Below are 12,140 nucleotides of genomic sequence, written 5' to 3' on the forward strand. Positions count from 1 at the left end.
ATGACAACATTGAAACTGGATACCCTGAGTCCACGCATTCAGGCGCATAAAATGGCGCTGGTGCATATCGTCAAGCCGCCGGTTTGCACCGAGCGCGCCCGCCACTATACCGAAACCTATCAGCAGCATCTGGATAAACCGATTCCGGTGCGCCGCGCGCTGGCGCTGGCTCATCATCTGGCGGAGCGCACAATCTGGATCAAGCATGATGAACTGATTGTCGGCAACCAGGCCAGCGAGGTCCGCGCCGCGCCGATCTTCCCGGAATACACTGTTAGCTGGATAGAAAAAGAAATTGACGATCTGGCGGATCGTCCCGGCGCGGGCTTTGCGGTCAGCGAAGAGAACAAACGCGTGCTGCATGAAGTGTGCCCGTGGTGGCGCGGCCAAACCGTGCAGGATCACTGCTACGGCATGTTTACCGATGAGCAAAAAGCGCTGCTCGCCACCGGGATCATCAAAGCGGAAGGCAATATGACCTCCGGCGATGCTCACCTTGCGGTCAACTACCCGCTACTGCTGGAAAAAGGCCTCGACGGTATGCGCGTTAAAGTTGCCGAGCGCCGTTCGCGCATTAATCTTACCGTGCTGGAAGATCTGCACGGCGAGCAGTTCCTGAAAGCCATTGATATCGTGCTGGAAGCGGTAAGCGCACACATCCAGCGTTTTGCCGAACTGGCGCGCAGTATGGCCGCCGAGGAGCCCAGAGAATCCCGTCGCGACGAACTGCTGGCGATTGCCGAGAACTGCGACATCATCGCCCATGAGCCGCCGAAGACCTTCTGGCAGGCGCTACAGCTGTGCTATTTCATTCAGCTAATTCTGCAAATCGAATCCAACGGCCACTCGGTCTCTTTTGGTCGTATGGATCAGTACCTCTATCCGTACTATCGTCGCGACGTCGAACTCGAACAGTCTCTGGATCGTGAGCACGCCATTGAACTGCTGCACTGCTGCTGGCTGAAGCTGCTGGAAGTGAACAAAATTCGCTCCGGCTCGCATTCCAAAGCCTCCGCCGGGAGTCCGCTGTATCAGAACGTCACCATCGGCGGCCAGAATCTGGTTGACGGCAACGCGCAGGACGCGGTGAACCCGCTCTCTTACGCAATCCTGGAATCCTGCGGTCGTCTGCGCTCGACTCAGCCAAACCTGAGCGTGCGTTACCATGCCGGCATGAGCAATGACTTCCTCGATGCCTGCGTACAGGTGATTCGCTGCGGTTTCGGTATGCCAGCGTTCAATAACGACGAAATCGTTATTCCGGAATTTATCAGGCTGGGGATTGCGCCGCAGGATGCTTACGATTATGCCGCAATTGGCTGCATCGAAACCGCCGTCGGCGGCAAATGGGGCTATCGCTGCACCGGGATGAGCTTTATCAACTTTGCCCGGGTGATGCTGGCGGCGCTGGAAGGCGGTCGCGATGCCACCAGCGGTCAGATCTTCCTGGCGCAGGAACATGCGCTATCAAAAGGCAATTTCGCCAATTTCGATCAGGTGCTGACGGACTGGGATACGCAGATCCGCTACTACACACGCAAATCCATCGAGATTGAATATGTGGTCGATACCATGCTGGAAGAGAACGTCCACGATATTCTCTGTTCGGCGCTGGTCGATGACTGCATCGAGCGGGCGAAGAGCATCAAACAGGGCGGCGCAAAATATGACTGGGTTTCCGGTCTGCAGGTGGGTATCGCCAATCTCGGCAACAGCCTGGCGGCGGTGAAAAAACTGGTATTCGATCAGGGCGTGATTGGTCAGCAACAGCTGGCGAAAGCGCTGGCTGACGACTTTGCGGGCCTGACCCACGAGCAGTTGCGCCAGCGTTTGATCAACGGCGCGCCGAAATATGGCAACGACGAAGACAGCGTCGATATTCTGCTGACCCGTGCTTACCAGACCTATATCGACGAACTGAAGCAGTATCACAACCCGCGCTATGGCCGGGGCCCGATTGGCGGTAATTACTATGCCGGCACCTCGTCCATTTCCGCGAATGTTCCATTTGGCGCGCAGACCATGGCGACGCCGGATGGCCGTAAAGCGCATTCGCCGCTAGCGGAAGGAGCAAGCCCGGCTTCCGGCACCGACCATCTGGGGCCGACCGCGGTTATCAGCTCAGTGGGTAAACTGCCGACCGGTGCCATTCTTGGCGGCGTGCTGCTCAATCAGAAGCTGAATCCGGCGACCCTGGAGAACGAATCCGATAAACAAAAACTGATGCTGCTGCTGCGCACCTTCTTCGAAGTGCACAAAGGCTGGCATATTCAGTACAACATCGTGTCGCGCGAAACGCTGCTGGCGGCGAAGAAACACCCGGATCAGTATCGCGATTTAGTGGTCCGGGTAGCCGGGTACTCGGCGTTCTTTACCGCCCTGTCGCCGGATGCCCAGGACGATATTATCGCCCGTACCGAGCATACGCTGTAAGGTGGACAATAAATTCGTCACAAGGAATTGACCAGCCCAAGGCCGTAGAGGCTGCTGACAAATCCGTATCAGTCAGTGGCCCCGTTTACGCCGGGTGGCGGCTAACGCCTTACCCGGCCTACATTTCCTGAAATATCCATCTCCTGTACCTCACTTTTAGACCTGTGCAAGCAAATGGCATGCCGCCGGGCAGTTCCTGAACAACGCTCGTTGTCAGTAATCTGGTGAGGGACGCGGATGTTCCTCATGCATCCTCGGGAGCCGGGCTTCCATAAACGGACGGGATAAGGCAGCGCATCAGCGGTTCAAAAAGCGCTGGATAAACTTTCATTCGAAATAAATTTGTGCTCTCCATCACATTGTAATTAGAATGTTACTGGTCGAAGTTAAGCCAGGAGCACTTGTTATGACCGTTAAAGTTATCGTCACTGATATGGACGGAACTTTTCTCAATGACGCCAAGCAGTATGATCGCCCGCGTTTTCTCGCGCAGTTTGCGCAACTCCAGCAACAGGGTATTGAATTCGTTGTCGCCAGCGGCAACCAATACTACCAGTTGATCTCTTTTTTCCCGGAAATCCGCGAGCAGATCTCCTTCGTCGCCGAAAACGGCGCGCTGGTTTATGAACACGGCCAACAACTGTTCCACGGCGAACTGACCCGTCACGAATCCCAGGTGGTGATTGGTGAATTGCTTAAAGATCCCCAGCTCAACTTCGTCGCCTGTGGCCTCGCAAGCGCTTACGTCAGCGACCGGGCGCCCGATGCCTTTGTCGCGCTAATGTCAAAGCACTACCATCGCCTGCAGCGCATCAGCAGCTACCATGATATTGACGACACGCTGTTTAAGTTCTCGCTTAATCTGCCGGATAGCGATATTCCGCAGTTGATCGATAAACTGCACGTCTCGCTGGACGGTATTATGAAGCCGGTCACCAGTGGCTTTGGTTTCGTCGATTTGATCATCCCCGGCCTGCATAAAGCTAACGGCATCAGCCGCCTGCTTAAACGCTGGAACCTCTCACCGCAGACCTGCGTCGCTATCGGCGACAGCGCGAACGACACTGAAATGCTAAAACTGGTGAAATACTCCTTCGCGATGGCCAACGCCGTCGAAAGCATCAAGGCAGTGTCCCGTTTTGCGACCGATGACAATAACCATAATGGCGCGCTAAATGTGATTCAGGCAGTACTCGACCACACCGCCCCCTTCAACGATTGATCCCGCGCCGGGGGGCGCATAAGCTACCCCGTTTTTTGTATTTTGTCTCTCCATGCAACCACGACCAAATAATTGCTTGAAACTCATATCCTCTTCGAATGAAGAGATTATGAGAGATTGATAGTTATTAGCTGAACGGGCAAGGCAATTATTTTATGCACGTTTTGACCTTCCGGTGTCATCGAATGTTTTTTACTGATAAGGCGTACAGATACGTTATGTCAGCGTCATATTGATGGACTGTACGGCTTAGCCGGACATAACGCAGGCACAACATAAATGACTATCATGATAATAAGGGCAATAGGGAGGACGCTTAAAAGTTATACAAATGTGACAATACCATACCAACCCCGCTATTAATTGCAAAAATATAATTATTTGACAAAGATCTCAAAACATCGTTTCAAACTGTGTAAAATAATATTCCATTGAATGGTGTAGTTTTTCACACTAAAACGATTGCTTAATAATAAAGAGTGGATATTACAACGATATACCAGGGGTGATTAAATAATTACTGACAATAAGTAAACTCTGGTGTGATTTAAGAAGTCACTAAAAGCTGCATTAAAGATAATGGTAATATTTCAAAAAATAAAGATGTTGCACTGGATAATGTGGTTTCTAACTCTTACGCCATGACCGTAGACTATGATTATGCCTTGTCTGACACATTAATCCTGACACCAAATATCGAAGCACGCTTTTACTCTGGCGGTACCCGTGGCGAGGAACGGAAAACGATCCGGGCGACACGCAAAAAGCAGGTGCCCGTTATACACCAGGCGAAAAATTGAGCTGGCAGGCCAGCGACCCGTTTGGGGTATATACCCAATATCGTTATGATTACCGAAAAATCACCCGCTCGCTGGCCAGCGATGATGAACAGAATAAACATCGCCACCGTCTGGAAGGCGGCATCAGTTATACGCCGGTCGATACCTTGACCCTTTCATACAAAGCCTGTTATTACCACGCCGATTATATTCTGGCGAACAACAAAAAACATGATTATCAGCAGGATGTCAATATCGACTGGGCCTTTCTTCCGGACTGGCAAATTAACCTCGGCCTTGAGGACGTCGCCAAAAACAAAACCCGCGGTGGCCGCGAAGCATTACTGAAAGCCGGATTCACTTATCGCTTCTGACCACAACGCTTTTCAGGAGAAATAGATGAACACCCCCATGAAACTACTGGCGCTGCTCTGTACTTTTGCAACGACGGCTCAGGCCAGTACCTTACTGCAAGGCGTCGTGTTAGCTGAGACGCCCTTTCGCGGCGCACAGGTAAATATTGTCGACAGTAATGGAATGAAGCTGTCGACACAAACCGATAATACTGGTCGCTATTCGCTGGTAATTGATAGCCTCCGCCCGCCGCTTGCGTTATCCGCCAAAGCCGCTGGCACCGCAACGGACTGTCTGCACAATGATAAGTTACGCGCCCGTTGTATGGCTTCGCTACTGCTGAGCGTAAAAAAAGACAGCGCCAATACCGCCAATATCACTCCATTCAGCGATCGGTTAGTTTCAGAAGTCGCGGGGGAACTGGGATATATTGGCCCGCAACAATGGATCGAACAGGGCCGTCCCGCCGATCTCCGGCCTGAACTGTTAACCGCTCCGCTGACCAATTTTCGCCGGGGTATGGAGAAGGCGTTTATTGCCCTTGGGACTGAATCAGCACGCATAGATCCCATTAAAACGCCGATTATCCCCGGCGATGCCATGACCACAGTGCTCTCGGTTATTAACCACAATCGCGGCTACGATAACAACAGTGGCGAAGCGGGAACTGCCATACTGACCGACAGCGCTTTCCGGCCGATTGTCGGGCTGAAAAACAGCGGCCCCTGGGAGCCCTTCGATCTCAACCAGGCATTGCAGGATAAAGCCCGTATCGCGACGGCAACAAAACGTATTCTGATTGTCAGTGACTCTACGGCCGCCACGTATGAAGTGAGTCGTCTGCCGCGAATGGGATGGGGACAGGTATTTCAGAACAGATTTCTTGCCGATTCAGGGGTTGTGGTTCTTAATGGCGCACGGGCCGGACGCTCCAGCCGGGATTTTTATAATGAGGGCTGGTATCAGCAAATGGGGCGCTATTTGCAGCCCGGCGATTATGTTTTCATTGCCCACGGTCACAACGATCAAAACTGTAATGGCAATAAGCCTATTCGCGGCGCTGCAGATGTGCGCAATCTCTGTACCTATCCGAATGACGCCAACGGTAAACCACAATATCCACAAGGCCATCCGGAGCTGTCGTTTCAGCACTCACTGGAGCGTTACATTAAGATTGCCCGTGATAAAGGCGCTATCCCGGTCCTTTTCACTCCCACGACGCGGGTAAAAAATGCGGCGGGGAAAACGGCATTCCAGCATGGTCCCCAGGATGTCGTGGTCAGCAGCCACCATACCCAGTCAAACCCCGGCTATTTATTCAGCGGCGACTATATCGCCACTATCAAACAAACCGCTGAGCGAAATCAGGTGCCGTTAATCGACCTGGAACAAGCGACTATCGACTTCGCAAATGCCCATCCCAATGACTGGATGGACTATTGGCTGGCGGTGGATGCCAATGATCCGCGTTATCCCTGGTATAAAACCCAGAAGTCAGGGATCCGCACCCATCCCGACACCACGCACTTTCAGCAAAAAGGGGCGGAGGCCGTGGCGGAAATTGTCGCCCGGCGTATTCGTCAGACACCACAATTGCAAGAGTTAGCCAACAAACTCTATCCCTGAGGCGCAAACAATGAAAAAAATCCTCTTCGCCAGCACCCTCCTGGCCAGCGTTAACGCCTGCGCTTTATCCACACAGGCAACACAATGGAATGCGGTGGTTTCAGCCACGCCGCAGGCTGGTCAATATGCGACCATCGCGCAGGCGCTATCGGCGGCCCCCACGCAAGGCACACCATGGCGCATCCTGATCAAAGATGGCCGCTGGCAGGAACGGCTTGTTATCGACAGACCCGTCACCCTGATCGGCCAGTCACGGGAAAAAACGATAATCGAAGCCGATACGCCAGCGGGATCTCTGGACAGTAACGGCAACAAACTCGGCACCTCGCGCACCAGTACCGTCGAGATTCGGGCCAACGGCGTCACCATGGAGAACCTGACGATTCGCAACAGTTTTGACTTTCCCGCCAATCGGGCATTGCCCGAAGGCGATCCGCGTAAGTTGAAAGATACCCAGGCCGTCGCGCTAATGATTGCGGATAACGTGGATCAAGCACGTTTCCGTCGCGTCAAACTGGAGGGTTACCAGGATACGTTTTATAGCAAAAGCGGCAGCCGGAGCTATTTTACGGACTGCATCGTGACCGGGCATGTTGATTTTATTTTTGGGTCCGGTATCGCCGTCTTCGACCGTTGCGACATTATTGCCCGCAACCGTACCGATGTCTCATCACCGCTGGGGTATATCGCCGCGCCGTCGACGCCATCAACGGCGAAATATGGGCTGATCTTTATTAAAAGCAAAATCAGCAAGGAAGCAGAGGTTCCGGCCAGAAGCTTTGCGCTTGGTCGCCCCTGGCATCCAACAACCCAGTTTAGCGATGGTCGTTACGCCGATCCCAACGCTATTGGGCTGGCGGCATTTATTCACTGCGACATCGATGAGCATATCTACGGCTGGGACAAAATGTCCGGTAAAAATAAAGCCGGAGAAAAAACCTGGTTCTACCCACAAGACAGTCGTTTTTATGAGTTCTCAAACAGCGGCCCGGGCGCGGGTCAGGGAGGAGAGCATTACCAGTTAAGCGCCGTTGATGCGGCACACTACACCATCGAAACCATTTTCTCCGGCTGGCAGCCAGAATTACTCAATTAAGGAGTCATCATGTTTCGTCGTTTCACTTTTAACGCCTGCTTCTGCCTGGTCGCACTGGCTTGTCATAGCGCCTACGCCGACAGTCAGCGTTTACAGGCGGTTAAAACCTTCGCCGACAATGTCCTGGACAAAGCGGGGGATAAATATCATGGCGCCACGCCCTCTCCGCTACTTGCCAGCGGCGTCGATCCGCGTACTGGTAAGCAGATGGAATGGATTTTTCCCGATGGCCGCACCGCCGTGTTATCTAACTTTTCCGCCCAGCAAAATCTGATGCGCGTGCTGGTGGGCCTCAGCAACCTGACCGGCGATGATAAATACCAAAAACGCGCGGAAGAGACCGTTCGTTATTACTTTAACCACTATCAGGATAAAAGCGGCCTGTTGATTTGGGGTGGACATCGTTTTGTCGATCTGAAGACTCTGCAGCCGGAGGGACCCAGTGAAAAAGAGCAAGTTCATGAATTAAAGAACGCTTATCCCTGGTATGAACTGATGTTCGCCGTCGATAAACCCGCCACCGTGCGCTTTATTCACGGCTTCTGGAACGCACACGTTTATGACTGGAAAGTCCTGGAAACCAGCCGTCATGGTCAATATGGCAAAACGCCAGGCAAACTCTGGGCGAACGATTTCACGCAACAGCCGCCCTTTTTTGCCACTAAAGGATTAAGTTTCCTCAATGCGGGCAATGATCTGATCTATTCGGCTTCTCTGTTATACAAATACAATAATGAAACTGGCGCGCTGGTCTGGGCAAAGCGCCTGGCGCAGCAGTATGTCCTGCCGCGGGATCCGAAAACCGGCCTCGGCGTATATCAGTTCACTCAGCCGCTCAAGCGGGCGCAGACCACCGACGACAGCGACACCAATTCTAAATACGGCGATCGCGCCCAGCGTCAGTTTGGCCCGGAATTCGGCACCGATGCACTTGAAGGCAATATGCTGCTGAAAGGCCGAACCAGCACGATTTATTCAGAAAATGCATTGATGCAGCTGGCGTTAGCTAAATCTCTCGGGCCGGATGGCCAGGATATTAAGAAGTGGACACTGGATGGACTGAAAGCATTTGCCCGTTATGCCTATGATCCGAGTAACAATACATTCCGTCCACTACTGGCTAACGGTACCGACCTTTCCAACTACAGGCTCCCGCGTGATGGTTACTATGGGAAAAAAGGTACCGTACTCAAACCTTATCCGGCCGGGAGCGATTTCCTGCTCTCTTATGCCCGCGCTTATACGCTGGAGCAGGATAATGAACTGTGGAAAGTGGCGCGGGGTATCGCGAAAGGCCAGGGATTAGGCGATATTGGCGAGCCAAATGGCAAAAAGAGTCAGATGAATTTAGAAACCAGCAACAGTGATGCTTACGCCATCTTCGCGCTCATCGATCTGTGGCAGGCCACAAAGCAGCAGGCCTATCTCGATGTGGCGCAAAAAGTGGCGGACAACATCCTGGCCACTCATCGCCTGAATGGTTTCTTCGTTAAGGATCAACATGTGCAGTACGCCAGTATTGACAATATTGACCCCTATGCCCTGCTGGCGCTTGAAGCGACGTTACAAAATAAAGCGGACGCCGTAGCGCCATTTCTGAATGGTTCTGGCTTTACCGAAGGGGCTTATCGTCTGCCTGACGGCAGCGTACGCGTTTCGACGAGAGATAACGAACTTTTTGCCTTGAAAACAGGCGAACAGCTGAAACCGAATGGCAAAAAATAGCGTTCATCTAAATTGATATTCCTGGCTTGTCCCGCTTTTGCGTTGCCCACCGTTTATTTGTGCCGCGCGTAAAGGCTCAATAACCGCCAGCACCGCGCGCACTATTGCGGGACACAGCCGGAATGCTTCGAATGAAGCATCGACACGTTGTAGCCGTGATTTCCGCGCGGAAAAGTCGTTTCACGCGGGACACGTTAAATATCTACGGTAAACGTGCAGAGGATTGTAGATTAATCGTCATACAATCCCTTAGGTTCGACAGAGGTACGGCGGTTACCAGAACGTATCCGCCGTACCGAATCTCGTACCGCCAGCGTACCATGCAAGAGTAACGATCCATGCTGCGCATCAGGACGAAGCAGTTGCCGCTGTAATAAATGTACCGCCTCATCCCCCAATTCATCACGCGGCACATGTACTGCGGTTAGAGGCACATCCTGAATCGCAGACAGGTTAAAACCATCGATGCTCATGACAGAAGTATCCTGTGGAACACGTAAACCTCGCTTTTGTAAAGCAACCATCGTTCCTGCCGCCATAAAATCGCCACCCACCAAAAAAGCCGTTGGTAGCGCGCGATCGTTCCGTTGATCCAGCCAGGCTCCGACCTTTTCTTCTGTCTCCCTGGCGCTGAAATTAGCCACATCAATTAAATCCATACTATCGACAAAACGCAGATTCCGCGCACGCCACGCTTGCTTAATACCCAGTAAACGTAACTCCATGGTATAGCGACGCAGACACATCACGTTTATTACTGACTGGTGCCCCATATCAAACAGATAACGGGCGGCAAATTGACCAATCAATCGGTGATCCGGCGCAACGGAAGATAAACGCATTCCTGAATCGTGGCAGTTGATCATCACACAGGGTTTTCCCAAATCTGCCGCCAGATCGTGAATATGCGGATCATCAATACCCAATAAAATAACAGCCTGCGTAGATGCGTCATGCATACGCTGCAAAAATAAATTCGCATCACTGTCATTCTCCTCCAGCGCGCAGTATCGCAAGTGGACATCGTGCGGCTTGAGTGCATTGTTGATGCTTTGAATAACGCGATAGTAGTAAATGTCCGTTCGCTCGTCGAAGGCCCGTTGAGGAGCAAATACCAGCAAATTGTTGAGCAACATTCTTCCGGCGGCGAGACCGTCCATCACCCCCAACTCGTGAGCGCAATCAAGTACTTTCTGACGAGCCTTTGTACTGGTATTGGATTTCCCTGCTAACACTCGCGATACCGTACTGGGTGACAGCCCGGTACGCAGCGCAATTTCAGTCACTCTGAGCTTTTTATCCATTTTGTGATCGCGCTCCAATTTGTAAATGAAAAAATTTTCATATTAAAAACAGGAATATTTTTAAGTAAATTTCGCGCGAATTACTGCGATATAGCGCGTTTTATGAAAAAAGTTGCAGAAAAATCGCTACTGCGCACCCCCCTTCTTCCTTAGCCTGAATTGGTCCAACACCTTTGATATTAGTCAACCAAGAGTGGCGGAATATAAACCTTATCAAACAATGAAATACAAAATTTTAGCGACAACTCAGGAAATGGGTTGGTCAATTTTCCCTACTACATGTCTCGTGGAGAGTTCTATGAGCCAAGGCCTCAATAATGATATGGCGGTCAGTAAATCGCGCCGCATAGTAAAGAATCTGCGCTGGTGGATGCTTGTGTTGTTTTTGCTGGGCGTCACCGTCAATTACATCACACGCAATTCACTGGGGATTATCGCCCCGGAATTAAAAACCTCTCTGGGCATTTCTACCGAACAATACTCATGGATAGTCGGCGCGTTTCAACTCGCCTATACCCTTTTCCAGCCGCTCTGTGGTTGGCTTATCGATGTCATTGGCCTCAAGCTCGGCTTTATGATTTGCGCCACGCTGTGGGCTATCGCCTGTATTGCCCATGCTGGCGCCGGAAGCTGGTTGCACCTGGCGATCCTGCGCTTTTTTATGGGCGGCGCTGAAGCGGCGGCGACACCAGCGAATGCCAAAACCCTGGGTGAGTGGTTTCCAAAATCCGAGCGCCCTATCGCCGCGGGCTGGGCAGGGGTCGGTTTTTCTATCGGCGCAATGCTGGCACCGCCGATAATCTATTTCGCGCACGCCTCATTCGGCTGGCAGGGCGCATTCATGTTCACCGGCGCGCTGGCGCTATTATGGGTCGTGCTCTGGTGGGCGTTCTATCATAATCCAGAAAAACATCCGAATCTGGGCAAATCTGAACTGGCGCTGATAAAGCAAGACAATGAAGCGCCACCGCTCAAACAGCCCTTTTTTACCGCGCTAAAAACCGTATCGAAAAACAAACGCTTCTACGGTATCGCTATTCCGGCCTTTATGGCTGAACCCGCCTGGGCGGTATTGAGTTTCTGGGTACCGCTCTATCTGGCGAAAGAGCACGGTATGGATTTAAAGCAAATCGCCATGTTTGCCTGGCTACCGTTTCTGGCAGCCGACCTCGGTAGCGTCGCCAGCGGCTATCTGACCAAACTTTATACCCGCTGGTTCGGCTGCTCGCGGGTGAATTCAGTGATCGCCAGTTCCGTCACCGGCGCCTTTCTGATGATTTCGCTCGCCACCGTTGCGATTACCCGCGATCCGTATATCACCATCGTGCTGATTTCGATAGGCGGTTTCGGCCACCAGATCATTTCCTGCATGCTTAGCGCGCTGGTGGTGGAGTCTTTCGATAAAGGACAGATGGCGACTGTTAACGGTATGCGCGGATCCGCCGCATGGATCGCCAGCTTTCTGTTCTCGCTGTTAATCGGAGTCACCGCCGACAAAATCGGCTTCAACCCACTATTTATCGCCATGGGATTCTTTGACCTGATCGGCGCGGTATTCCTGGTGGCATTTATTGCTGAACGTCGCGCAAAGCGCGCCTGAG

The 12,140-nt window shown here is 52.2% G+C and carries 8 protein-coding genes; 7 read left to right on the forward strand and 1 reads right to left on the reverse strand.

What is annotated here, in order from left to right:
• The 6 genes from FE839_RS09275 (at position 1) to FE839_RS09300 (ending at position 9,235) form a co-directional block, all read left to right on the forward strand.
• Positions 1-2,433, forward strand: a complete 2,433-nt coding sequence (locus FE839_RS09275; RefSeq protein WP_138360546.1) for a formate C-acetyltransferase/glycerol dehydratase family glycyl radical enzyme — start codon at positions 1-3, stop codon at positions 2,431-2,433.
• 406 nt (positions 2,434-2,839) lie between these two features.
• Complete coding sequence (locus FE839_RS09280; protein ID WP_138360547.1) at positions 2,840-3,655, forward strand: Cof-type HAD-IIB family hydrolase; 816 nt, start codon at positions 2,840-2,842, stop codon at positions 3,653-3,655.
• A 676-nt stretch (positions 3,656-4,331) separates the two neighbouring features.
• The gene (locus FE839_RS09285) at positions 4,332-4,808 is read left to right on the forward strand and encodes an oligogalacturonate-specific porin KdgM family protein (RefSeq protein WP_138360548.1); all 477 of its coding nucleotides are present in this window, start codon (positions 4,332-4,334) and stop codon (positions 4,806-4,808) included.
• A gap of 25 nt (positions 4,809-4,833) precedes the next feature.
• Positions 4,834-6,414: a rhamnogalacturonan acetylesterase gene (locus tag FE839_RS09290; protein ID WP_138360549.1), complete on the forward strand. Its 1,581-nt coding sequence runs from the start codon at positions 4,834-4,836 to the stop codon at positions 6,412-6,414.
• A gap of 10 nt (positions 6,415-6,424) precedes the next feature.
• Entirely contained in the window at positions 6,425-7,510 is a 1,086-nt protein-coding gene (locus FE839_RS09295) for a pectinesterase family protein (protein ID WP_138360550.1), read from the forward strand.
• Between the two features lie 9 nt (positions 7,511-7,519).
• Positions 7,520-9,235 carry a pectate lyase gene (locus tag FE839_RS09300; protein ID WP_138360551.1) on the forward strand — a complete coding sequence of 572 codons (1,716 nt, stop codon included), beginning with the start codon at positions 7,520-7,522 and terminating at the stop codon, positions 9,233-9,235.
• Positions 9,236-9,465: 230 nt separating this feature from the next.
• On the opposite strand, the gene FE839_RS09305 is transcribed toward FE839_RS09300, so the two are convergent.
• Positions 9,466-10,539 carry a LacI family DNA-binding transcriptional regulator gene (locus FE839_RS09305; protein ID WP_138360552.1) on the reverse strand — a complete coding sequence of 358 codons (1,074 nt, stop codon included), beginning with the start codon at positions 10,537-10,539 and terminating at the stop codon, positions 9,466-9,468.
• A 298-nt stretch (positions 10,540-10,837) separates the two neighbouring features.
• Between FE839_RS09305 and FE839_RS09310 the strand changes: the two genes are divergently transcribed.
• Positions 10,838-12,139 (forward strand): MFS transporter, encoded by a 1,302-nt coding sequence (locus FE839_RS09310; RefSeq protein ID WP_138360553.1) that lies wholly within the window; start codon positions 10,838-10,840, stop codon positions 12,137-12,139.
• Position 12,140 lies beyond the last annotated feature (1 nt).

It is taken from the genome of Klebsiella indica, from assembly GCF_005860775.1.
Taxonomy (GTDB): Bacteria; Pseudomonadota; Gammaproteobacteria; order Enterobacterales; family Enterobacteriaceae; genus Klebsiella; species Klebsiella indica.

Excerpts from the sequence above, each read along its gene's own strand:
- FE839_RS09275 (WP_138360546.1), top strand. The coding sequence starts at position 1 with ATGACAACATTGAAACTGGATACCCTGAGTCCACGCATTCAGGCGCAT.
- FE839_RS09280 (WP_138360547.1), top strand. The coding sequence starts at position 2,840 with ATGACCGTTAAAGTTATCGTCACTGATATGGACGGAACTTTTCTCAAT.
- FE839_RS09290 (WP_138360549.1), top strand. The coding sequence starts at position 4,834 with ATGAACACCCCCATGAAACTACTGGCGCTGCTCTGTACTTTTGCAACG.
- FE839_RS09295 (WP_138360550.1), top strand. The coding sequence starts at position 6,425 with ATGAAAAAAATCCTCTTCGCCAGCACCCTCCTGGCCAGCGTTAACGCC.
- FE839_RS09300 (WP_138360551.1), top strand. The coding sequence starts at position 7,520 with ATGTTTCGTCGTTTCACTTTTAACGCCTGCTTCTGCCTGGTCGCACTG.
- FE839_RS09305 (WP_138360552.1), bottom strand. The coding sequence starts at position 10,539 with ATGGATAAAAAGCTCAGAGTGACTGAAATTGCGCTGCGTACCGGGCTG.
- FE839_RS09310 (WP_138360553.1), top strand. The coding sequence starts at position 10,838 with ATGAGCCAAGGCCTCAATAATGATATGGCGGTCAGTAAATCGCGCCGC.